This window comes from Streptomyces sp. NPDC005576 (assembly GCF_042871745.1).
GTDB lineage: Bacteria > Actinomycetota > Actinomycetes > Streptomycetales > Streptomycetaceae > Streptomyces.
This window is the reverse complement of record NZ_JBIAJC010000014.1, coordinates 108979-131199: the sequence shown is the minus strand read 5'-3', so window position 1 is coordinate 131199 and position 22221 is coordinate 108979. Positions and strand designations below refer to the sequence as shown.

At 70.7% G+C, this 22221-nt stretch carries 20 protein-coding genes and 1 riboswitch; of the genes, 11 read left to right on the top strand and 9 right to left on the bottom strand.

Translation table 11 applies throughout. The features are described 5' to 3' along the window. Positions 1-47: 47 nt before the first annotated feature. Positions 48-851, bottom strand: a complete 804-nt coding sequence (locus ACFYPN_RS24855) for a tyrosine-protein phosphatase (protein ID WP_358765732.1) — start codon at positions 849-851, stop codon at positions 48-50. Between the two features lie 428 nt (positions 852-1279). Continuing rightward, positions 1280-1435: riboswitch (cyclic di-AMP (ydaO/yuaA leader) on the top strand. Between the two features lie 4 nt (positions 1436-1439). Between ACFYPN_RS24855 and ACFYPN_RS24850 the strand changes: the two genes are divergently transcribed. Both ACFYPN_RS24850 and ACFYPN_RS24845 read left to right on the top strand, forming a co-directional pair. After that, positions 1440-2351, top strand: a complete 912-nt coding sequence (locus tag ACFYPN_RS24850; protein ID WP_358765733.1) for a LysM peptidoglycan-binding domain-containing M23 family metallopeptidase — start codon at positions 1440-1442, stop codon at positions 2349-2351. Positions 2352-2525: 174 nt separating this feature from the next. After that, positions 2526-3356, top strand: coding sequence for an SGNH/GDSL hydrolase family protein (locus tag ACFYPN_RS24845; protein WP_389301107.1), 831 nt, complete (start codon positions 2526-2528; stop codon positions 3354-3356). A gap of 185 nt (positions 3357-3541) precedes the next feature. Here ACFYPN_RS24845 and ACFYPN_RS24840 read toward each other — a convergent pair whose 3' ends face one another. The 6 genes from ACFYPN_RS24840 to ACFYPN_RS24815 form a co-directional block, all read right to left on the bottom strand. After that, positions 3542-4435: an STM4011 family radical SAM protein gene (locus ACFYPN_RS24840; RefSeq protein WP_358765737.1), complete on the bottom strand. Its 894-nt coding sequence runs from the start codon at positions 4433-4435 to the stop codon at positions 3542-3544. Between the two features lie 13 nt (positions 4436-4448). Next, a complete protein-coding gene (locus ACFYPN_RS24835) occupies positions 4449-5840 on the bottom strand; it encodes an STM4012 family radical SAM protein (RefSeq protein ID WP_358765738.1) in 1392 nt (463 codons plus the stop codon). Positions 5841-5847: 7 nt separating this feature from the next. Then, on the bottom strand, positions 5848-6654 hold the full coding sequence (locus ACFYPN_RS24830) for an STM4013/SEN3800 family hydrolase (RefSeq protein ID WP_358765754.1): 807 nt from the start codon (positions 6652-6654) through the stop codon (positions 5848-5850). Positions 6655-6745: 91 nt separating this feature from the next. Then, positions 6746-7933 carry an STM4014 family protein gene (locus ACFYPN_RS24825; RefSeq protein WP_358765740.1) on the bottom strand — a complete coding sequence of 396 codons (1188 nt, stop codon included), beginning with the start codon at positions 7931-7933 and terminating at the stop codon, positions 6746-6748. Beyond that, positions 7914-8945 carry an STM4015 family protein gene (locus ACFYPN_RS24820; protein ID WP_389301104.1) on the bottom strand — a complete coding sequence of 344 codons (1032 nt, stop codon included), beginning with the start codon at positions 8943-8945 and terminating at the stop codon, positions 7914-7916. The genes ACFYPN_RS24825 and ACFYPN_RS24820 overlap by 20 nt, the downstream gene beginning before the upstream one ends. Further along, the gene (locus ACFYPN_RS24815; protein WP_358765744.1) at positions 8942-9898 is read right to left on the bottom strand and encodes an STM4015 family protein; all 957 of its coding nucleotides are present in this window, start codon (positions 9896-9898) and stop codon (positions 8942-8944) included. Before ACFYPN_RS24815 ends, ACFYPN_RS24820 begins: the two co-directional genes overlap by 4 nt. A gap of 257 nt (positions 9899-10155) precedes the next feature. On the opposite strand from ACFYPN_RS24815, the gene ACFYPN_RS24810 reads away from it, so the two are divergent. From ACFYPN_RS24810 to ACFYPN_RS24795, 4 genes are all read left to right on the top strand, one after another. Then, entirely contained in the window at positions 10156-10482 is a 327-nt protein-coding gene (locus tag ACFYPN_RS24810) for a hypothetical protein (RefSeq protein WP_358765746.1), read from the top strand. 209 nt (positions 10483-10691) lie between these two features. Then, entirely contained in the window at positions 10692-11711 is a 1020-nt protein-coding gene (locus ACFYPN_RS24805; protein WP_358765748.1) for a DUF6745 domain-containing protein, read from the top strand. Positions 11712-11901: 190 nt separating this feature from the next. After that, on the top strand, positions 11902-12342 hold the full coding sequence (locus ACFYPN_RS24800; RefSeq protein ID WP_358765750.1) for a PPOX class F420-dependent oxidoreductase: 441 nt from the start codon (positions 11902-11904) through the stop codon (positions 12340-12342). A gap of 117 nt (positions 12343-12459) precedes the next feature. Next, entirely contained in the window at positions 12460-13650 is a 1191-nt protein-coding gene (locus tag ACFYPN_RS24795) for an MBL fold metallo-hydrolase (RefSeq protein WP_358765752.1), read from the top strand. A gap of 213 nt (positions 13651-13863) precedes the next feature. Here ACFYPN_RS24795 and ACFYPN_RS24790 read toward each other — a convergent pair whose 3' ends face one another. Then, entirely contained in the window at positions 13864-15519 is a 1656-nt protein-coding gene (locus ACFYPN_RS24790; protein WP_389301099.1) for a beta-1,3-glucanase family protein, read from the bottom strand. Between the two features lie 225 nt (positions 15520-15744). Here ACFYPN_RS24790 and ACFYPN_RS24785 point away from each other — a divergent pair, with 225 nt between their 5' ends. After that, a complete protein-coding gene (locus tag ACFYPN_RS24785; RefSeq protein WP_358762553.1) occupies positions 15745-16791 on the top strand; it encodes a LacI family DNA-binding transcriptional regulator in 1047 nt (348 codons plus the stop codon). A 56-nt stretch (positions 16792-16847) separates the two neighbouring features. Then, the gene (locus ACFYPN_RS24780; RefSeq protein WP_358762555.1) at positions 16848-17222 is read left to right on the top strand and encodes a hypothetical protein; all 375 of its coding nucleotides are present in this window, start codon (positions 16848-16850) and stop codon (positions 17220-17222) included. Between the two features lie 127 nt (positions 17223-17349). On the opposite strand, the gene ACFYPN_RS24775 is transcribed toward ACFYPN_RS24780, so the two are convergent. Next, a complete protein-coding gene (locus ACFYPN_RS24775) occupies positions 17350-20133 on the bottom strand; it encodes a glycosyl hydrolase (RefSeq protein ID WP_358762557.1) in 2784 nt (927 codons plus the stop codon). Positions 20134-20424: 291 nt separating this feature from the next. Here ACFYPN_RS24775 and ACFYPN_RS24770 point away from each other — a divergent pair, with 291 nt between their 5' ends. From ACFYPN_RS24770 to ACFYPN_RS24760, 3 genes are all read left to right on the top strand, one after another. Further along, entirely contained in the window at positions 20425-20865 is a 441-nt protein-coding gene (locus ACFYPN_RS24770) for a MarR family transcriptional regulator (RefSeq protein WP_358762559.1), read from the top strand. Between the two features lie 132 nt (positions 20866-20997). Beyond that, entirely contained in the window at positions 20998-21561 is a 564-nt protein-coding gene (locus ACFYPN_RS24765) for an isochorismatase family cysteine hydrolase (protein ID WP_358762561.1), read from the top strand. Further along, on the top strand, positions 21558-22130 hold the full coding sequence (locus ACFYPN_RS24760; RefSeq protein ID WP_358762562.1) for a YbhB/YbcL family Raf kinase inhibitor-like protein: 573 nt from the start codon (positions 21558-21560) through the stop codon (positions 22128-22130). The genes ACFYPN_RS24765 and ACFYPN_RS24760 overlap by 4 nt, the downstream gene beginning before the upstream one ends. Positions 22131-22221: the final 91 nt, after the last annotated feature.

Below are 22221 nucleotides of genomic sequence, written 5' to 3'. Positions count from 1 at the left end.
GGGGCTCCCCGCCCCAGCCCGATCCAGCCCGATCCGGACGCACGGACTCAGTCCAGCAGCCTCTCGCGCAGTCGCTCCCGGACCTCCCCGGACAGTCCCAGCCCCTCGGCGAAGTAGCGCTCCGAGGTGCTCCACTCCTCCTCGATGGTGGCGAAGGCGGCGTCCAGGTAGTCGATGTGCGCGCCGAAGAGCGGGTTGAGCAGGCTCAGCACCTCGGCGGAGACCGCGGGGTCCGCGCTGTCGCCGCGCCGCAGCCGGTACCGGCGGTGGGCGTCGTTGGACTTGAGGTAGTCCGCCGCGATGGCCTCGCGCTCCACCCCGACCGCCAGCAGGGTCACCGCCATCGTCAGACCCGCCCGGTCCTTGCCCGCCGCGCAGTGCATCAGCGCCGGCACGCTGTCCTCCGCCAGCGCGTGCAGTACCCGGCTGTGCTCGGCCGTGCGGTCGGTGATGATCGAGCGGTACGACGCGAGCATGCGCGCCCTGCCCTTGCCGTCGGCGAGCAGCGAGCGCAGTTGAGCGAGGTCGCCCTCCCGCACCAGACGCCAGAAACCCGCCCCGTCGGCGGGGTCCGAGAGCGGGATGCGGACGTTGCGCACACCCGGCAGCTCCACGTCGAAGCCGTCGAGCTTCTGGTCGGCCGCATTGCGGAAGTCGAAGACCGTGTGAAGGCCGAGCCGGCCGAGGAAGACGGCGTCCTCAGCGGTGGCGGCGGCGAGGTGACCGCTGCGGAACAGCCTCCCGTGCCGTACCCGTCGTCCGTCGGTGGTGGGCAGTCCGCCCACGTCCCGGAAGTTACGGACCCCGCTCAGCTCGGGCTCGGCCGGCGAGAACTGCGGCACCTGCGTCACAGCGGCTCCTCGGTGCTTCTGGGCGCCGGCGCTGCTCGCCGACGTCGGCTCGTCGCGACCCTACGACATCGCTCCTCGGACCCGAAGTGCCGCGGGCGGCTCCTCGGTCGCTGAGGAACCGTCATCAGTGACCTGCGCGACATGTCCGTAATGTATTGAATTTAGCCAACATCATCCGTTTATGGGGGAAATGGTGGGTGATCTGGTGAGCGGGATCATATCCGTGACCCTGCGTGGCCGAGTCGCCGGAGGGCGGTCCTTCCGCCGTGCGGAATGCCAAGATCCATAATCCACGGAGGGTGACCGGTAAAGCGGGCCGATATCGCCACGGGGATTCCGTTCCGCTTGCGATGGCTTGTTCCGTCCGGCCCGGCTCGATTACGTTCACCATCACTCCGGACGGACCGCCTAATCCTGCCGCCGTCCGGAATTCGCACTCACTGATGCGTGGCAGGAGCGGGGGACCCAGGTAAGCCGCCGACCGGAGTTGTTCCGGACGGCTCGGGGTGAAGTCGCGTTTCCATGCGACCGGGCATCTCCAGCCCGAACCCGACAGCTCACCTCGTAGGCGCCGGAGAGGAATTCACCATGCCCATCCCGGGTAAGCACCGTCGTAAGAAGTCCGGCCCGATCGCTCGCGGCGTCCTCGCCGTAGGAGCCGGCGGCGCCGTTCTCGCCCTGCCGCTCCTCGGAGCCACGGGCGCCCACGCCGCTGAGCAGTCGGCCCCCGCCGCTGCCCAGTCCGCCCAGCAGTCCGCCCAGACCTACAAGGTCGTCCCGGGCGACTACCTGGCGAAGATCGCCGCCCAGCACAAGATCAAGGGTGGCTGGGAGAAGCTCTACCAGGACAACCGCGAGGTCGTCGGCGGCAACCCGAGCCTGATCCTCCCGGGCATGAAGCTGACGCTCGGCGCCCAGGCGTCCGGCTCGGCGTCCACGGCGTCCTCCTCGGCCGCCTCCTCCGCGAAGGCCGAGACGAAGACCGAGGTCAAGACCGAGGCGAAGACGGCGGCCACGACCGGAACGAAGACCGCCCCGGCGACCGCGACGGAGTCCGCCGCGACCGCCACCAATGCCGCTGACAGCAACAGCTCCGGCTGGACCACCCCGGTGGCCAACGCGACCGTCACGACCCAGTACCACGCCTCCGGCTCCATGTGGTCCAGCGGTTACCACACCGGCTCCGACTTCAGCGCCGCCACCGGCACCGTCATCCGCGCCGTCGGCCCCGGCACCGTCGTCTCCGCCGGCTACGACGGCGCCTACGGCAACGAGGTCATCATCAAGCACGCCGACGGCATGTACTCCCAGTACGCGCACCAGTCGCAGCTGATGGTCCAGGCCGGCCAGACCGTCACCGGCGGCCAGCGGATCGGCCTCTCGGGTGCCACCGGCAACGTCACCGGCCCGCACCTCCACTTCGAGATCCGCACCACCCCGAGCTACGGCTCGGACGTGGACCCGATCGCCTACCTGCGTCTCCACGGCGTCTCCATCTGAGACAACTCCGCTTGACGGTCGTCACGATCCGTCAGGGCTTGGAGGGGCGGTACGCGCAAGCGTGCCGCCCCTCTACTTATTCCGGCTTTACCAAAAACTGACCGGGTGGTCTATCTCACCCCACGTCAACCCCCTCTTACGGTCGCACAGGTCACATGGGAAGAGGCAGGATATGTGGTCGTGGCAGACGGTTCGAGAATCCAGAAGACAGACATCATCGGGTCGTACGCGGCGATCGGCGACAGTTTCACCGAAGGAGTGGGAGACCCCGGACCCGACGGGACTTATGTCGGCTGGGCGGACCGTTTCGCGGTTCTCCTCGCGGATCAGCTTCCCGTCCTCGACGGGGCGACGAACTCCGATTCCCCGCACGGAGAATTCCGGTACGCCAATCTCGCGGTACGCGGACGACTCCTCGACCAGATCGTCGAGGAGCAGGTACCCCGCGCCAAGAAGCTCGCCCCGGACCTGGTGAGCTTCTGTGCCGGGGGCAACGACGTCATCCGGCCCGGCACGGACCCCGACGACCTGGCCGAACGCTTCGAGCGCGCGGTCGCCGAACTCACCGACGCGGTCGGCACCGTCATGGTCACCACCGGCTTCGACACCCGCGGCGTGCCGGTGCTGCGCCACATGCGCGGCAAGATCGCCACCTACAACGTCCACCTGCGGGCCATCGCGGACCGCTACCACTGCCCGGTGCTCGACCTCTGGTCCCTCCGCTCGATCCAGGACCGCCGGGCCTGGGACAACGACCGGCTGCACCTCTCGGCCGAGGGACACACCCGGGTGGCGTTGCGCGCCGCGCAGGTCCTCGGTCTGGAGACCCCGGCCGACCCCGACCAGCCGTGGCCCCCGCAGGCCCAGCGCAACACCTACGAAGTGCGGCGCGACAACATCCAGTGGGCCCGCGAGTACCTGGTGCCGTGGATAGGCCGCCGCCTGCGCGGTGAGTCCTCCGGCGACGAGGTCGCCGCTAAGCGGCCGGACCTGCTGCCGCTCTGAGCGGTGTGACCCCGCGGCCCACCAGGGCGTGTCTGATAATTCGCGTCGGATCAGCGGGCGGTGTCCGGCGCGGTGCATCGCAAGGCGGAGGATTGCCCGTGTACTGGATGTACTCGGGCAGTCCGACAACGCCGCGAGGTGCCGTGCCGGGCGCCGCACGCCCGGCGGGAATTGTCAGACACGCCCTACAGCAGGGGAAGCCGGAGACGTGACGGGCCCGCCGACGCTGGCCCGTCCGGCGCCGCCGGAACCCGCTCCAGGACGCCCCCGGCGAACACGTCGTACAACGGCAGCGACTCGAGGTGCACGTACCCGATGTGGCAGTCGCAGACCGCCAGCGGGCAGGCCCTCGGAGCAAGGGCCCGCCGGTAGCTCCCGTCGTAGAGGTTGCCCAGTTGCGCCTTGACGAAATGACACCGCCGCACGGTTCCGTCCCCGTCCACCGAGATCACCGACTCCCCGGTCCGGCAGGGCAGTCCCGCCGAGCGGTGCGGATGCCTGCTGTACGGGAAGAGCGGGTCGAGCGCCGTCCAGCGCTCCGCCTCCACGTCCGTGTACGTACGCCCCTCGGCGGCGTTCACCCACAGGTACACCTGCTCCGGCAGGGCCGCGCGCAGCCTTCGCGCCTCGGGGAGGTGCTCCTCGAAACCTACGACCCCGACGCTGTACCGCACCCCCGCCGCGGTCAGCTCCAGGCATCTGCCGAGGAACCGGTCGTACGGGGTCTGCCCCGGGTGGTACGTGCACCAGAGCGCCACCCGGCCCGGGGCCGCCTCGGAGAGCCACCCGGTCCTGCCGCTGAGATTCGTCTGGATCGCGACCCGCGCCACCTGCGGCAGACGGGACAGCTCGACCAGCGCCCGCCGGTACCAGGACCGCACCAGCCCTTCGCCCCACGGGGTGAAGAGCACCGAGACGCGATCCTCGGTCTGGGCGGCGACCCACGCCGTGAAGCGTTCGAGCGCCGCCCGGTCGGCCGACAGCTGCTCCCGGCTGTCCCGCCTCTTGGCGAACGGGCAGTACGGGCAGTCGTAGTCGCACGAGGCGAGCGGGCCCCGGTAGAGGATCGTCAGGTCCACGGGCCGCTCCTCACTACTTCGTCTCGTACGCGGCCATCGCGGCGCGTACGGCGGGGGAGAAGAGCGCGGGGCCGACCGCGTCGGAGTGGGCGAGTCCTTCGGGGGAGAGCCGGAGTACCGCGTCCGCTTCCCCGTCCTCGTCCAGCCAGCCGAGCGCCGCGAAGCGCGCCAGCTCGTTCGGGAAGTCCTCATGCGGGTCGCTGCCGAACCGCTGCCGGTATTCGGCACGCGGCAGCCCGGCGGCTTGGAGCAGCGATTGCAGCAGGTGGCGGCGGCGCGACTCCCCGTCGTCGACGCGCCGACCGGTTTCCGCCCGGGAGAAGTCCTCGGTGGCGGTGAAATCGTCGATGATGTGGCGGATCTTCGGCATGCCGACGGCGTAGTCGAAGGAGTAGTGAAGCGACGAGGTGTACGAACGGGCGCCGCAGCCCAGGCCGACCATGCCGTCCGTCTGGCAGGCGTGGTCGTCAGGGCCCTGCCGGGGCGCGTCCGCGCGGCGGAACATCCGCATCGAAATCTGTTCGTACCCGCAGGCCCGCAGGTGGTCGCGGCCGGAGCGGTAGAGGCGGAGACGTTGGGCGTCCCAGGCCGCGTCGGCAGCCGTCCGGGTCCCGGGTCCCCCGTCGCCGGCGAGCCGGCCGAGGCCGGTCAGCGGACGCACGTACAGCGGGTAGAGGTAGAGCTCCTCGGGGCGCCAGGCCAGTGCGGCGTCCAGTGACGCGATCCAGGTCTGTTCGGTCTGCCCGTCGATGCCGTAGATCAGGTCGATGTTGAGGACCGGTATCCGCGTCTCGCGGATGCGGCCGAGCGCTGCTTCGACATCGGCCCGGCGCTGTGGGCGGACCGCCGCCCGGGCCTCACCGTCGATGAAACTCTGCACGCCGATGCTGATACGGGTGGTGCCCCGGTCGGCGAGCACCGCGAGCCGGTCGGCGGTCGCCGTGGACGGGGAGGTCTCCACGGACAGCGGCACCGCCCGCAGATCGGCCCCCATCCTCGTCTCCGCGACGTCGCAGAGCCGCTCCAGCTCGTCGGCCGTCAGGAAGGTGGGCGTCCCACCGCCGAACGCGGCCGCGGCGAACCGTACCGGCCCGTCGTCGCCCAGCGCGTCCCGCACGGCGGTCGCCTGCCGGTCGAGGGCGTCGAGATAGCGGGTCGTCAGCTCGCCGGGGGCGCCGATCCGGGTGAAGAGGTTGCAGAAGCCGCAGCGGACCTCGCAGAACGGTATGTGGACGTAGAGCTGGAGGGCGGCCTTGTCCTCCCCGGTCCACAGCTCGCGGAGTGCGGGTCGGTGGTCGCCGAACTGCTCGTAGGCGGTTTTGTGGGGGTAGGCGTACACGTAACTCTGGTACGGCCTGACCGCGGTGGCGGCAGGTGTCGTGCCGCTGGCGACAGTGGTGGTCATGGTTGGGTCAGGCCCCCGGTTCGAGGAAGAAGTGGGCGTACGGGACCGTCCAGACGGCTTCGTGGCCGAGCCGGTGGCCGGTGTACCCGTCGTCGCCGTAGGCAGTGCCGTGGTCGGAGCAGACGATGGCGAAGCAGCGGCGTCGGCTGCTCGCCGCCGCGAAGAGCCTGCCGATGTGCCGGTCCACGTACTCCAGCGCCGCCGCGTGAGTCGCGCGTGAGTCGCCGGCCTCGGCGGTGGCACCCGGCAGGTGGAACCAGTTCGGCTGATGGAGCGCCGAGACGTTGACGAAGAGGAAGAGCCGCTGATCGGCGGGGAGCGCCGCCACGACCTCTTCGGCCCGGGTGACCTGGGCTTCGAAGGAGGTCGGTGAGGCCACTCCGAACTCCGGCTCCCAGTGGCTCTCCGCGAAGAGGCCGGGGAGCACCGAGCCCAGGGGCTGCTGCTGGTTGAAAAAGCCCACGCCACCGACGCACACGGTGCGGTAGCCGACCGCTTCCAGGCCGCCCGGCAGGTCGGGGGAGTCGTACACGAAGGTCCGGCCCGCCGTCGTCTCACTGCCGGCGAAGCGCGCCGCGAAAAGCCGGGGGTGAGGTCCGGGAGAGGCGGGGGTGGGCAGGAACCCGGCGAAGATCGCCTGGTGGGAGGCGTACGTGAAACTGCCGGGCGCGTGCCGCTTCTCCCAGACACCGCCGGGAAGATGCCGGGCGAGATGCGGGAGGCGGCCCGCCGCCGCGAGTTCGACGGCCACGTCGTGACGCAGCGTGTCGAGCGTGACGAGCAGCAGGTCGTGAGTGCCGACGACGGCGTTCATGTCGGGCACGCGGTCGTCCGGGGCGACACCGGCGGACGCCGTGCCGGGGTGAGCCGTGCCCGCGGGAGTCGTGCCCGCGCGGATGCTGGGGTCAGAAGGTAGCGGTGACACCGTTGTTCCTTGCTCGTTCGTCAGGTGTGCTGTCGTCGCTCACGGGCGTGTCCGCGGGGACCCGTACCGCGGCGACCTGCGCGGCGTAGGTGTCCTGGCCCTCGGCCCCGCTCCCCGCGAGGCCGGTGAGACCGGGCAGCAGATCACCGAACGCGTTGACCTCGCCCACGGCGAACCGCCGCCAGCCGGTCGCGGGCAGCAGATCGATCCCCACGCACAGGGTGTGGGGAAAGCAGGCGGCGGCGCGTTCGCAGAGGGTGAGCACCTCGGACCAGCTCCCGCCGGCCGACGCCACGGCCCCACGGGCCGCGTCCAGATCGCCGCGGGCCCCGCCGAGGTGCAGGTTGGTCAGGGGAGAGCGGCTGGTCCGCACGACGGCGTGCGTCGCACGGCCCGCGACCACCACGACCCGCAGATCGGCTGACCGACCCCGCTGCGAGGCCTTGGGCAGCCAGCGTTCGACATGCAACCCGTCCGGTGCGAGCGCGTCCACAAGCGCCGCGACCTCCCGCTCGGTGGTGTAGCGGCGCACACGCAGGGAGTTGAACAGCCTTCCCCGCTCGTCCCGTTCCACCGAAGTGGTCGCCTGGACCCGGCCCGGTCCGGCCGTCTCCACGGCCAGCACCCCGGAGGCCGAGGAACCGTGCGCCGGCTTCACGAACACCCGCGGCATCCGATGGTCCCGCATCAGTTCCCGTAGGTGCTCCCAGCCCCGGACCGGGGCCGCCGCGGCGCCCGAGGTGGGCGAGGCGGGTACCGGTACGCCCACCTCGTCGAGCGCCCCGTGACAGAGCCGCTTGTCGAACATCCTGGCCAACTCGTCCGTATCGTGCAGCAGTTCGCCGCCGGCGGTCGCCACGTCGGCGGACACGGTGCCGACGGCCGTCAGGAAGTTCGCGTACCAGCGGGCTGAGCCCTCCACCCGGGTCGGATCCCCGACCCCGCGCAGCAGCCGCTCGACCTCGGGTTCCTCGCCCGGTGATTCCAGACGCACCGACTCGCCGGGCAGGAACCGCGCCCTGCCGTGCAGCACGTCCAGCCACGGTACGACCCGCGCTTCCGGCAGACCGGCGGCGCGCACCGCCTCCCGGAAGAAGGCGACCCGGCGGTTGAGCGGGTTGCCGACGACGGCGAAGTACGGCCCCGGACTACTCGCTGACCGCGACATACCGCTCATCGTCCTGCTCCGCATCGACGTGAGCCGCTTCACCGGGCTCCGCGTCCACCAGAGCCGGTGCGCAGGCCGATTTGATGCGGAGGACCATCTCCTCGTCCAGGTAGTGGTGGCGCAGATCGAGTCGCGACAGATGGGACAGCGGTTGCCCGGCCAGCAGCGCCCCGCCACCCGTGTTACTCAGCGTGCCCATGGCCAGCGACAGCGAATCCAGCTGCGCGACGACGGGCGCGGACGCCGTGGCGGCGGCGATCCCGTCCTGGATCACACTGTTCTGCAGCCCGAGGTGGCGCAGCCCCGGCAACCCGCCGCCGGACAGCAGCGGAGCCAGGTCCTCCACGGTCGCGTCCCCGCCGTACCAGTCGGAGCCCAGCCATAGGTCGAGGCTCCGCAGCGCGGGCAGTTCGCTGGCTCCGACCGCCCGCACGACGTGTCCGGGCAGCCCGGCCGACTCGAACCGGAGGGATCGCAGAGCGGTGTGCCGCACGGGCCGCAGCCGGAGGGAATCCTGGTCCTCGGGGCCTCCCGCCGGGCCGCCACCCCGGACGACGAGTTCCTCCAGGAGCGGATAGGCGCTCAGTACCGGCGTGATGTCGCACAGCTGCAACCACGACACCTCGCACTCCTCGCTCTCCACGTCGGCCAGGAACAGCCCGCGCAGAGACGGAAAACGGGCGGCCTCCGCCGAAAGGAGCTCGATCACCGGGGTAAGAGGGGCGTACTCGTCCTCCCACCAGGGGCCGATCAGTAGCGCCCGTACCCGCGACGTGTCCACGGCGCCCAGGAAGTGCCGCCACAGGGCGGGAAAGTCGAGATCGTCGTCATACGCGCATTCGAGCCGCCAGGCGACCGCGTCCGCCGCCGGCAGGCTCCCGTCCGACGCGATCCTCCCGGCGGCGCCCTCGGACGTGATCCAGTCCGGAGCCGTCCGGCCCGGAGGCGGCAGGGTGTATACGGGAAGGCCGTGGAAGGTCTCCGGGTGCTCGATGACCGTCGCGGTGTTCACTCCGCCACCGCCGTGTACCGGTTCTCGCGACCGCCGTCGCCCCAGGGCTGGTTGCGGTCGGACAGGTCGAGCCGGACGCCGTGCGGCACCAGCGCGTCGGTGAGCCGCTGCTCCATCGCCTCGCTGAGGAAGTGGTGGTGGAGGTCGAGCGTGTCGAGATGGATGAGCGGCTGGCCTTCGAGCAGCGCCGCCGCACCGTCGTCGCCCAGGACGCCGTTCGACAGGTCCAGGGTGCGCAGCCGTGCGACCACAGGGGCCGATGCCACGGCCGCCGCGATCTCCTCCTGGATCTCGCTGTTGCGCAGACCGAGGTGGTGCAGAGCCATGAAGCGCGTACCGGACAGCAGGGGGGCCAGGTCCGTGAGTTCGGTGTCACCGCCGTACCCCGAGACACCGAGCCAGAGGTCGAGCTTCTCCAACGCGGGGAATTCGCTGTCCAGGACACCGCGCACCACCTGGACCGGCAGGCCGCCCGACTCGATCGTGAGCGAACGCAGCGCCTCGTGCCGCACCGGCGGGAAGACCAGACCGGTGCCGCCCCGCACGCCCAGTTCCACCAGCCGGGGAAACGCACTCAGCAGGGCCGTCACGTCCGACTGCTCGATCCAGGAGATCTCCGCCTCTTCCAGGACCAGGTCGCCGACGAACACGGCTTCGAGGGAGGGCAGCCGGCTCGCGGCGGCGGCCACCAGACCTATCGGATACGCGGAGTCGCAGTCGTACGCCTCGCCCCACTGACCGATGATCAGCGCCCTGACACCCAGCGGATCGACTGTCTTCAGGAAGAGCTCGAACACCTCCTCCCAGGAGGTCTTCGACTCGTCTTCGTACGGGTCGACCCGCAGACGCCACGCCGCGGCGCCCGCTCCGGGGAGCGGGGGGCCGTCGGTCCGCGGGGCGAAGTCGACGGCGGGAAGGCCGTGCAGCTCACTCAGGTGGTGCGTGATGGTCATGACCCGAGGCTCCGGTGTGCTGGGGACGTCTGTCTGCCGCAAGGTCTATCAAGTGGCACTGACAACGCCGCATCCGGGACGGTTGTCGCCGTGGGCCCGGCAGATGATGTCCGCGACGACGCCCTCCCGGGTGGCGCGGACGGCGAGAGGTCGGGCCACGCCCTCGGCACCCTGGTGGCACGTCGATGTCAGACCCGTCTCCTAGCGTTCTGGGCAGGGTCCGGCGCACGGGGTGCCGCACCGGAGGGGAGAAGCCTGTGTACCGGCAGGGCGATGTGCTGATCATGGCGGTCGAGGAGTCCGAGGTGCCCGCGCCGTTCCTGGAGGCGCCGGGGGAACTGCGGGACGGGAGAGGCCGGTTGGTGCTGGCGCTGGGCGAGGTCACCGGACACGTGCACGCCGTGCAGGGGCCGGGCCGGCTGATACGCGAGTCGGGGACGTTCGGGCCGATGCTGCTCCACCTCCCCGAGGGCGGACGGGTCGTGCACGAGGAACACGCCGTGATCGCGCTGCCCAGGGGCTGGTTCCGGGTGGTGCGCCAGCGGGAGTACGTCCCCGGCGCATTCCGCATCGTCGCGGACTGACGGTGGATCACCCGGAACGCCGGGGCGTCCGAGGCCGGTGAACGGGGCGCCACCGACGCGGCACGAGGGACGCAGAGACGGGGAGACGGGGAGACGCAGTCGTGTCACCACCGATGTGCGACCACCGACGTGTGGACGCACCGGGACGCTTGCCGGAGCAGGAACAGGAACAGGAACAGGAACAGGAACAGGGATGAGGAGTGGGGACGATGACAGGGGCGGGAATGACGGCGCGGGACGTGACCTCGTGGCGGGCGGTGGCTTCGGCCACCGGAAGGGCCGACCGGGCGGCGGCCGAGAAGGGCGTTCGCCTTGCCTACCGCACGGCGGGCCTTGCGGAGCCGGGGCGGATCATCTGGGCTGACTCGCCCAAGGCCGCCGTGGAGGCGGTCGGACAGCTCACCGACGCCGGGAAGTCGGTGCGTGAGGAGGTGCGCACCCGGCCCTGGAGCCAGGAACGCCGCAGCGCGTACGACGAGTTGGGGGCAATGGGCTGGGCCGCGCTCTGGGCGGCCACCGGAGCCCAGTTGTGGGAGACCACCTCTGCGCTCGCCGAGCGCATCCGCGCGGGTGTCGTGGCCGAACTCGCCGCGGAGCCGCAGGAAGAGACCCAGGTGCGACTGGTCCTGCTGGACGCGGTGCTCGGGCAGCACGACGCGGCATGGCTCGCCGCCTTCGAGGAGAGCGAGCGCCTGTCGGGCCTGTCCGAGGTGGCGCGGCATGCCGGCTGGTGGTGGCCGTACGAGAACGCGGTCGTCGTCGCCGAACGCCCCGAGGCGCTCCACCGCGACGAGGCGGGGCGCCTCGACCGCGGGGACGGCCCGGCACTCGCCTACCCGGACGGGTTCGCCCTCTACGCCTGGCGCGGAATGCCGGTGCCTGCCGCCTTCCTCGAAGAGCTTTCGGCTCTGACGCCCGAGCGGATACGCGAGGAGAACAACGCCGAGCTGCGGCGCGTTATGCTGGAGCACTTCGGCTACGACCGCTACCTGGCTGAGTCCGGGGCGGAGCCGGTACACCGGGACGAGACGGGCGTTCTCTGGCGCATCCCGCTCCCCGGCGACGAGGACGTGGTGATGGTCGAGGTCGTCAACTCCACGCCCGAACCGGACGGCACCCACCGCACCTACTGGCTGCGGGTACCGCCGTCGACCCGTACGGCCAAGGACGGGGTCGCCTGGACCTTCGGGCTCGGAGGTGCGCAGTACGCACCTGTACGCCAGACGTGACGGTGGGCGGCCCCGGCCCGGCGCGGTGCGGGCGCGGTACGGCCGGAGGCCGAACACGGAACGGAGCGGGCCGTCGGACCCGTGCGCCACCGACCGTGCGCCACCGACCGCGCCCCGCCGACCGTGCACGCCCGGGACGTGTGATCCGCGGCGGCGGAATCTTGGGGGCCGCAAGCACGTTGGACCTGGCATGACGACTCTCGATACCGCGCAGGAAGACCTCCTGCGCCTCGTCGGCGCCTCGCACGGCGGAGTGCTCGTGACGCTGAGGAAGAACGGCCGCCCCCAGCTGTCGAACGTGAGCCACGCCTACGACGCCGAAGCCCGGACGATTCGGGTCTCGGTGACGGAGGACCGGGCGAAGACGCGGAATCTGCGCCGCGATCCCCGGGCGAGCTACCACGTGACGAGCGAGGACCGCGGCGCGTGGACCGTCGTGGACGGGACGGCCGAGCTGACGCCTGCCGCCGCCGATCCCCAGGACGCCACCGTCGAAGCGCTGATCACCCTCTACCGGGACGTTCTCGGCGAGCACCCCGACTGGGACGACTACCGGCAGGCGATGGTGCGGGACCGCAGGGTCGTCCTCACCCTGCACATCGAGCACGTGTACGGGCAGCCGGGTGCCTGAGGCGATACGAGTGGGGAGCCGGGCAGGCCCGGGGCGCGGTGCCGGCCCCGGGCGAAGCGTCGCGCGGGCCTGCCTGCCGCACATAATAAGAAGAGACCGACTCCCCCAGGAGATGTTGTGACCGGCGCCGAATATCTGACCCCCTTCCGCACCCGACTTCGCTCGATGCGCGCCGACGCGTTCGGGGCCGACCCGGCGGGGGCCCGGATGGAGCGCATCCGCCGCTCGCCCCATTTCGCCGACGGGGTGTTCCAGAACCCGGTCGGTGCCCGGACCCGCCCCTCGGGTTCCTCGCTGGACCTCGCGAAGACCTACTTCAACAAGGAACAGCGGGCACGCAGGGCGCCGCTGGGAAACATCCCGGTACACGCCACGACCTACGCGGACCTGGCCCGGCCGCCGGCCTCCGGTCTCCGTGTGACCTGGATGGGCCACTCCAGCGTCCTCGCGGAGATCGACGGGAGCCGCGTGCTCTTCGACCCCGTATGGGGCGAGCGTTGTTCCCCGTTCGACTTCGCCGGCCCCAAGCGCCTTCACCCCGTCCCGCTGTCGCTCGACGCGCTCGGACCGGTGGACGTCGTCGTCATCTCCCACGACCACTACGACCACCTGGACCTGCCGACGATCCGCGCCCTCGCCCGCACGGAGACCGTCTTCGCCGTACCGCTCGGCGTCGGCGCCCATCTGGAGCACTGGGGCGTGTCACCCTCCCGGCTGCGCGAGTTGGACTGGAACGAAAGCACGGAGGTGGCGGGCATCCGGCTCACGGCGACCCCCGCACGCCACTTCTGCGGACGCGGCGTGCGCAGCGGGCAGCACACCCTCTGGGCGTCCTGGGCGGTCGAGGGGGCCGAGCACCGGATCTACCACAGTGGTGACACCGGCTACTTCTCCGGATTCCGCGACATCGGAGCCGAACACGGTCCGTTCGACGTCACGATGATCCAGATCGGCGCCTACTCCGAGTTCTGGCCCGACATCCACATGACGCCCGCGGAAGGGCTCCGCGCGCACCTGGATCTCCAAGGCGGCAGGCCGCACGGGGTTCTGATGCCGATTCACTGGGGCACCTTCAACCTCGCCCCGCACCCGTGGGCCGAGCCCGGTGAGTGGACCCGGGAGGCCGCGGCCGCGGTCGGCCAGCCGGGCGCCTTCCCCATTCCGGGGCAGCCTTTCGAGCCGTCCGGGGAACTGCCGACCGAGCCGTGGTGGCGGCCCGTGGGGTACGTACCCGACCAGGAGTGGCCCGTGCCGGACGTGCCGGAGGCTTCGTCCCGCGGTGCCCTCGAACTCGTGACGGAGGAGTGAGGCGACGCGGACGAGCGGAACGTGTGGCGGGAGCCGCCACTACCCCGCAGGACGCGGGATCCAGGACGCGGTATCCAGAACACGGGACGTCACGGGGGTGTCACTCCGGCGGGCCCGGTGTTCTTGGCCGTCGACGACGACGGCCAAGAACACCGGGCCCCGGTGCGGTGACAGGGCGCGGCTGAGGTGACCCGCCGGTGCGGCGGGTCCGGGTCAGTGGGCGAAGGTGAACCAGTTGATGTTGACGAAGTCCGAACTGCTGCCGGAGAAGACCAGGTAGACGTCGTGGACTCCGGTCGCCGGGGCGACGACGTTGGCGGGGACGGTCTGCCAGGCCTGCCAGCCTCCGTTGTTGCCGAAGTCGATCTCCGCGATCTGCGGGCCGGTGGTGCTGTCCAGCCGGACCTTGATCGCTCCGCTCACGCCCGCGGCGGCGCCCGAGGCGATCCGGGCCTTGAACTGACTCGGCGAGGCCGACCCGAAGTCCAGCGACGAGAACTTGAGCCAGTCCCCGTTGGCGATGTATCCCACGTCCTGACCGCCGCCGGTGTCGGAGGTGGTCTCGGTGGTGGTGCCGCTCTGGGCCGAGTATGCCTCCGCCTGGATGGTGTTGTAGGCGCTGGTTCCGGTGCCCGTACCGCCGCCGGGTGTCGAGCCGGACCCCGCGCCCAGCGAGATGGTCCACGACGTGGGGGATCCGTCCTGGATGTGGCCGTCGACGGGCGCGGAGCCGGTGGGGCCGACGTCGTCGTAGGGGAAGGCGTAACCGATGTTCGCGTACTTGTGGACGAGCCGTGCGTAGTGGTTGGTGATGGGGTCCGTGTAGTACTGCGACGCGGGCACCCCGTCGGGCTGGTTGTTGCCGCCGGAGACCAGCAGGCTGCTGCGGTTGAGCGCCGCGGAGAGCCGGGCCGCGACGGCGCCGCGCGCGTCGCCACCGGAGTTGTAGAGCGGTCCGGAGGCGCAGCCGAAGATGTCGACGGCGCTGGGCTTGGTGAACGGGACGCCGTTGGTGTTGAGGCCGGAGAAGACGAGGGCGCCGCCCGAGACGGTACCGGTGTACGAGCCGATGCTGCCCTGGCCGTTCACCGTCAGCGCTGTGGAGGCGTAGCGGCTCCACACCCGGTTCAGGTAGTCGTCCCAGTAGGTGCCGAAGTCCACCGGGGAGTGCGAGGGCGCGAGCACCCGCAGCACCCCGCCGGAGGAGTCCTTGACCACCAGCTTGTCCCAGGGAGCGCCGTCGGTGGCGTGCTGGGACTGCAGCCCGGAGGCGATGGAGGCGAGCGCACCGCTGGGAAGCGGGCTGACCGTCTGGTTGCCGGAGGTGCCGGTGCTGGACATGGAGACCGGCAGACCGACCATGTCGACGTAGGAGATGTTGGCGTAGAGGTTGGCGCTGTTGAAGGTGAACTCGCAGAACGTCCAGTTCGTCGCCCAGTTGGGGTCCGAGCTGGTCAGTGCCGGCTGGACCACGCCGGGTACCGTGCCCGGGTTGACGAAGAACTTGAGCTTCTGGCCGACCGAGAACCAGACCCGGCCGCCGATGATGAAGCCGGACAGATTCACCTTGGTCGCCGCCGAGCCGGACGCGCCCAGCGGGATGGAGTAGTCGGCGATCGGGGTCACCGCCGCCGAAGGGTTCGGCAACCGGTTCAGGGCGCCGTTCGCGGAGACGAACACCGGCCAACCGCTGCTGTCCGTGCCGGAGATGTACGCGTACACGGTGTTGCTTCCGGAGTTGTTCTGGAGCGACACCGGAAGGGGGGCGCTTGCCGCCGAGGCGTGGGAGGCGAGCGGAGACAGGGGGGAGAGGACGGTAGCGGCGGCGGTCGTGCCGGCCGCGGTGAGGAAGGAACGTCGGGATACCACTGACCCTCCCAAAGGGGGTGATGACCCGTCAGTACCGCAACGGGGTGGGGGTGTTGCCCTGAGGCGAACGTGACGCTATTGGGCTGGACCAATGAGGGTCAAGGGATGTGCCGAACAGAAACGGGACAAGGTTGGGAGCGCTCTCAATCGGGACAGCACATAGGCTGTGAGTGACCCGGCGGTTCCGCCTACCGGTCCGCCGCCCAGCGTTGAGGAGCGCCCGCCTTGCCCGAGCAGTCCCCAGGTTCCCGGCCCACCCTGGAAGCCGTCGCGGCACGCGCGGGAGTCTCCCGGGCCACCGCGTCCCGGGTCGTCAACGGGGGCGACGGCGTGCGCGCACATCTGGTGGAGCGGGTACGCCAGGCGGTCGAGGAACTCCAGTACATTCCGAACCACGCGGCGCGTACCCTCGTCACCCGGCGGACCGGGGCGGTGGCCGTGGTGATCGCCGAGCCGGAGATACGCATCTTCTCCGACCCGTTCTTCTCCCGGCAGCTCCGGGGCATCAGCAAGGAACTGGCCGAAAATGACACCCAGTTGGTGTTGTTGATCGTGGAGGGCCCGGGGGACTTCGGCCGGATCGAGCGGTATCTCTCCGGCGGTCACGTCGACGGAGCCCTCGCCTTCTCCCTGCACACCGACGACCCCCTGCCGGCGATCACCCGGCGGGCCGGCCTGCCGACGGTGTACGGCGGGCGGCCGAGCTGGACCACGCCTCCCGGCGAGCGCACCGTTTCGTATGTCGACGCGGACAACCGGGGCGGGGCGCGGGCGGCCGTACAGCACCTGCGGGACCTGGGGCGGCAGCGGATCGCGTACATCGGTGGGCCGCCCGACCAGACCTCGGCCCTGGACCGGTTCGACGGCTATCGGGACATCCAGATCGACGTGGACCCGACCCTCGTCGCGGAGGGCGCGTTCACCGTGGAGTCCGGGGCGCGGGCCATGGCAGAACTGCTGGAACGGCGGCCGGACCTGGACGCGGTCTTCGCCGCCAACGACCTGATGGCCTCGGGCGCCCTGCGGGTACTGGGGGAGCGCGGCATCCCGGTGCCCGGCCGGGTTGCCGTGGTCGGTTTTGACGACATGGCGACGGTGGCCGAGGTAACCGTACCGCCGCTGAGCACCGTCCGGCAGGACGTCGAGGGCCAGGGGCGGCTCATGGCCAGGCTCCTGCTGCGCGGCCTGGACCGGGACCGGGCCGGCCAGGGAGCCGAGGCGCCCGACTCGGTAATCACCCCGACCACGCTCGTACGACGGGCCTCGTCCTGAGGTCCGACTCCGCCGCCCGTCCCACGGCCCCGCCCGACAGTGTTGAGAGGAACCCCGTGAATGACAAGCTCCTCATCGAGGAGATCCGTGCGAATCCAGAGAGGTACGGCCTGACCGGCCGGTACTACCCGACCGTCATGCTGCTGAACGGCATCGACGTGGCCCAGTCCCGGGGTTTCTTCCGCGGCTTCGCGGAGTGGCTCTGCGTCCAGCGGCAGGAGCTCTCCAGCTGCGGCTGGTACACGGAGATCTTCCGCGAAGCCGTCCCCGAGGTTGATCCCTCCGACTGGCGCGGACCTCTGACACCGGAACAGGACCAGCGGGCCCTCGACCTCATGTTCACCAGGGTCCTCGAATTTCTCACCGTGAGGAACAACCGGGAGGCGCTGCTCCGCATGTACGGCGATTTCCGCACGCTGAGAGGCAGGTGACGGGGGCAAGCCCTCGAAACCGGGACCGAACCGGCGGGAGCCCCGCGAGCGCGAGTCGCTGCGCCTGCGGGGCTCCTGCCGTCGGACCGATGTGCGGGACCGGCCGTACAGGAACAGACACACCGGATCAGACGTAGGGGATCTTCAGGACCGCCGCGTCCGTGCCGGTCTGCACCTGGGAGGTGCTGCTCCCCAGGGCGTTCCAGATCTCCAGGCGGACGGTGCCGCCCGTGAGGTTGCCCAGGGTGCCGGTGGCCGCCTGTGCGCCCCCTGCCTGGGTGTACTCCTCCCACCCGGCGACCGGGTCGGTCGCGAAGTAGCGGTAGGTCTCGGTCCGGTCGAAGGTGCCGTCGCCGGTGAGGTCGTAGCTGACCCGGACCTGCGGGGCGAGCCCGACCGCGGTGCCCGCGTCGACCCGGAGGCGGAACGTCGTGGAGGCTCCCGAGGAGAGGGTGCCGTTTACACCTCTGATCTGGTAGGTCGTCGGCTTGTACGGCGTACCGTCCCGGTTGACGCCCTCCGCCGAGGCGATCGTGTCGGTACCGGTGACGCCGTCGGTGGCGGTGGTGAGGGTGCCGCCGGACTTGAGCCGGAAGGTGTTCCCGGTGGGCGTGCCCGTACCGGGGTCCGGGTCGGTGGTGCCGCCGCCGGTGCCCGTGCCGGTGGCCGTGGAGCGGGCCGGTACCGAGAGGGTCGCGCCGTTGGTGAACGTGACCGTGCGGGCGGTGGTGCCGTAGTTGTGGGCGACGTAGGTGTTGACGCCGTTCTTGGTGAAGACGGCGGAGGTCGGGATGTCGCCGCTGATGCTCATGTCCGGGGCACCGAGGCTGTCGAGCGTGGTGATCCACTGGTAGGTGTGCGCCTTGGACTCACCCTGTTCGGGGGTGTAACCCGCGTTGCCCGCGTCCCACTTGGCCTTCGCGGACGCCGGGTCGGCCAGTGCCTCGAACTCCCAGAGAAGATCCCGCCATTCGACGGCCGGACCGCCGTTCTCCCGTTCCATCTCGGCGAGGTTCCGCTTGACGGTCGCCTTGTCGCGTCCCAGGTACAGCGAACCTCCGGTGACCGGCAGGGTGTTGATCCCGTGGATTTCCTCGGGGTTCGCGGTCCACCAGGTGGAGTACGCGGCGCCGCTGCCCCAGACCATGCCGACCGTGTCGTGTCCGAAAGAGCCGGGGAAGACCTGCTGGTCGGTGTCGAACCAGTACTGCTCGATCGCTTCCGACTCGGTGGTCAGCAGGTAGCTGCCGAGGTCGCGCAGCGAGGTGTCACCGGTCGCGGACCCCCAGAGGACGAGTGCGGCGCTCAGGTTGGTCGACTCGGAGGAGGACTCCTGGTTGTTGCCCGCCGCGAAGCCCTGGTGGCCGGAGGCCCAGCTGTGTCCCGCGTACACGTCGAAGCCGCGCAGGAAGGGGAACGCGCTGTCGGTGCGGCTCGGATTGGCCGTGTCGCGGACCAGGTTCTTGACCATGGTGCCCCACGCGGAGTCGGCGGCCCAGGTCTGGTCGTACTGGGCGATGATGGCCGCGGCGTACACGTAGTAGCTGTAATGGAAGTGATGGTCGTTCAGCTCGGTGTCACTGCCGTAGGAGGCGGGGTACCCGATGAGGGTCTTCCAGTCCTTGTCGTAGCTGAACTCCGAAGCGCCGCCCGCCGTGAACCACTCCTGGAGCCTGCCCTTCAGCAGCCCCAGCAGCTTGTCCCGGATGCCGGTCTGGCCGATCTGGTCGGCGATGGGCACCAGTTGGGCCAGTCGGCCGAGCGCCTTGCCGGTCCAGTAGGTGTCGGTGGCCCCGGAAAACGGGTCGGAGGCGTTCGCCACCTCGTTGAGGTACCCGGTCAGCCGGGCCGTGTCGACGCCGCTGACGGCCGGCAGCGCGGGCACCACACCGGAACTCTTCTGGCTGGTGGTGAAGGAGGTGGCCTCGCGCACCTTCATGGTGCCGCGCGGGGACACGTAGGTGTACCCGGTGAGCGCGTCGGAGGTGTGCAGCCACTGGTGGCGGTAGAGCGCCTGGAGCGTCCCGCGCTCGGTGCCCTCCTTGGCCTCCGTGGTGAGGCTGTACGTCGCGCGGACCGTACCGCCGGTGGACTGCCAGGTCACCTGGGAACCGGTGACGAAGCTGAAGGCGTACTTGCGGAACGTCGCGAGCGCGTCGGTGGACGGCAGCACGGCGAGCGAGAAGTAGTCCTTGCCCCCGAGAGGGGCGGTGATGGTGGACCCGGAGACCGTCCAGTCGGTGCCGGTCGGCGAGAACAGCGCGTAGTTGTGCCCGGCGACGGTGATGCCGAGGACGTTGCCGTTGTCCGCGAAGACGGTGGGGGCGCTCGCGGTGGTGATCCGGGCATCGCCGCCGGAGCCCTTGGCGTACACGAAGGGCAGGCCGTGCCCGATGGTCGTGCGCAGCGTGCGGGTGCCGTCCGACCAGTAGGGGGTGACCGTCCAGTCCGACCATTCGTCGGCCTTCGTGTCGGGCGAGTTGAGACCGCTGAGGCCGAGGGTGAGGTCGGCCTTGTGCGCGTACTCGTACTGGCGGCCGTCCCCGACGATCGCGGGCGTGGTCGGGTAACCGACCTCCAGGCCGCCGGAGGTGGCCTGGTAGGTGAGCGGGTGGCCGTACATCGGCGTGGAGTACGGGTTGTCGCCGTAGCGCTGGTAGGCGAGCGAGGTCCACCAGTCGTTGGTCGGCACCGGCTTGTTCTTGGCGGCCGCGGTCAGTTTGGGGGTGACCGGTGCGCCGGTGCTGGTGGTCGGTCCGGAGGTACCGGCCGGGCGGGTGTCGGTGTAGCTGCCGGCACCCGCGGTGATCGTGGCCGCGGCCGCCGGGGTCGCGGCCGGGCCGAGGCCCACGGCGGTCAGGGCGATGGCCAGGGCCACCGCTGCCGCGGGTCTTACGAGGGAGGCTTGCATGGGGCAGCACCTCGAACTCTGGAGGGGGGAGGGAGCGCTTTCGAGAGCGCTCTCATTTGTCGAGGAACGTAAAACTCCTGAAACCTGTGTGTCAAGAGAACTGACACGTACGGTAGTTGGAGGACCAAGTGCGAGGCCTCGTGTTCGAGTTCTGATGGATGCAGGGGCGTGTGGAGGCGCTTGGGGCGAAGTGTTGGGAGCGCTCTCAAGGTGTGGATCACCGCATGGGGGAGGCCAGGCGCGAGGTTCTCGCGGGAACACTAAGGCGGGTTGATAAAGTAGCCTTAGTGTATGAACGACGACCTGGCTCCGGACGGAGTGGCCGCGGCGCTTCTGGCGAGCATCGGTGTACTGGTGCGGCGGGTACGCCACGTACCGGTGGAGGGTGGACTCGCGATGCCCGAACGGACCGCTCTGTCACTGCTGGACCGCTCGGGTCCCACCACCTCCTCCGCGCTGGCCCGGGAAGCGCAGATCACCGCACAGGCCATGGGCGCGACGCTCGCCACACTGCGTGCCCGCGGTCTGGTCGCGCGCCGCCCGGATCCGGAGGACGGCAGGCGGGCGCTGCTGACGATGACAGCCGCAGGGCGGAAGGCGCTGAAGGACAAGCGCAGTGCCCGGACCGAACTCATCGCCAGGGCCCTGACCAGCGGCGCGTTCACCCCGGCCGAGCTGGACCAACTGGCGGCCACCGCGCCGCTGCTCGACCGGCTTGCCCGCACGGTCTGACACCGCCCTGCCCCGAACACTCGGCCCCCGGCGCCAGCGCCCGTACGTCCGGCCGCAGTCCGGTCCGGAACATCGGGCACCGGCCGGTCCGGGCCCGCGGCCCCGGCCGGAACCCACAGGAGAGACGACCCTGTGACCCTGACAACGATCGACCCCACCCCCGCGCTCGTCGTGATCGACCTGCAGAAGGGCCTGCTCGCCGGAGCCGGGGCCGCCCTCCCGGCGGTCGTCGAGCCCACGACCCACCTGGTCTCGGCGTTCCGTCGGCACGGCCTGCCGGTGGTCCTGGTCAACGTCACCGGACGGGCCCCGGGACGCACCGAGGCCGCTCGGGCGGGCCGCGGCGCCCCGCCGCCCCCCGGATGGGCCGAGCTGATCGAGGAACTCGATGCCCGGCCGACCGACCACCTGATCACCAAGCGCCGGCGCAGCGCGTTCCACGACACCGGCCTCGACACCCTCCTGCGCGACCTGGGCGTCACCCAGGTCGTCCTCGCCGGGATCTCGACCAGTGCGGGCGTCGAGTCGACCGCGCGCTCGGCCTCCGACCACGGCTACCACGTGGTGTTCGCCACCGACGCCATGGCCGACCGCGAGGAAGCCGACCACCGCCACAGCGTGGAGCGAGTGTTCCCCAAGATCGGCGAAAGGGCCACCACCGCCGAGGTCGTCGCCATGATCGAGGCCGGCCGATGACGCTGCTGGGCAGACTCCTGAACAACCGCAGGGCGGGCGAGGCCCACCTGGCCTGGAACCTGCCCAACCTCCAGGGACCCGGGGCTCTGACCCTCACCAGCCAGGACTTCGGTTCCGGCGACCCCCTTCCGCGGATCCACTGCGCGAAGCACGTCGGCGGCGAGAACTTCTCCCCGCACCTGGCCTGGACCGCGCTCCCCACCGGTACCGCCCAGCTTCTCCTGGTCGTCGAGGACGTCGACGTACCCATGGCCAAGCCCGCCGTGCACTGCGTGGCGCTGATCGACCCGCGCACCCGGCACCTCCCGCCCGGCGCCCTGGCCGCGAAAGAGCCCGGCCCGGGGGTACGCCTGCTGCGGGCCACCCTCGGGCGCGGCTACCACGGCCCCGCGCCCATCAAGGGCCATGGCCCGCACCGTTACGTCTTCCAGCTCTTCGCGCTCGCCGCCCCCGTCGACGGCAGCCCGGGCGCGGCATCTCCGGACCGGGTACGGCCCCGTACTTTGCTGGCCGCCCTCACCCCGCCGGTCCTCGGCCGCGCCCGGCTGACCGGGGTCTACGAACGCTGACCCGGATCCGTCCCTGACGGTGCCGCCACGAGAGCTTCCGGCCGCCCCGCGATCGCACGCGTCGATGGAGCCACGGCGGCGGGGCAGTGGC

What these genes read in the sequence shown, in the direction of transcription:
- ACFYPN_RS24770 (WP_358762559.1), top strand. Translation starts at nt 20,425, where the DNA reads ATGAACGACGACCTGGCTCCGGACGGAGTGGCCGCGGCGCTTCTGGCG.
- ACFYPN_RS24775 (WP_358762557.1), bottom strand. Translation starts at nt 20,133, where the DNA reads ATGCAAGCCTCCCTCGTAAGACCCGCGGCAGCGGTGGCCCTGGCCATC.
- ACFYPN_RS24850 (WP_358765733.1), top strand. Translation starts at nt 1,440, where the DNA reads ATGCCCATCCCGGGTAAGCACCGTCGTAAGAAGTCCGGCCCGATCGCT.
- ACFYPN_RS24760 (WP_358762562.1), top strand. Translation starts at nt 21,558, where the DNA reads ATGACGCTGCTGGGCAGACTCCTGAACAACCGCAGGGCGGGCGAGGCC.
- ACFYPN_RS24825 (WP_358765740.1), bottom strand. Translation starts at nt 7,933, where the DNA reads ATGTCGCGGTCAGCGAGTAGTCCGGGGCCGTACTTCGCCGTCGTCGGC.
- ACFYPN_RS24805 (WP_358765748.1), top strand. Translation starts at nt 10,692, where the DNA reads ATGACAGGGGCGGGAATGACGGCGCGGGACGTGACCTCGTGGCGGGCG.
- ACFYPN_RS24830 (WP_358765754.1), bottom strand. Translation starts at nt 6,654, where the DNA reads ATGAACGCCGTCGTCGGCACTCACGACCTGCTGCTCGTCACGCTCGAC.
- ACFYPN_RS24800 (WP_358765750.1), top strand. Translation starts at nt 11,902, where the DNA reads ATGACGACTCTCGATACCGCGCAGGAAGACCTCCTGCGCCTCGTCGGC.
- ACFYPN_RS24815 (WP_358765744.1), bottom strand. Translation starts at nt 9,898, where the DNA reads ATGACCATCACGCACCACCTGAGTGAGCTGCACGGCCTTCCCGCCGTC.
- ACFYPN_RS24835 (WP_358765738.1), bottom strand. Translation starts at nt 5,840, where the DNA reads ATGACCACCACTGTCGCCAGCGGCACGACACCTGCCGCCACCGCGGTC.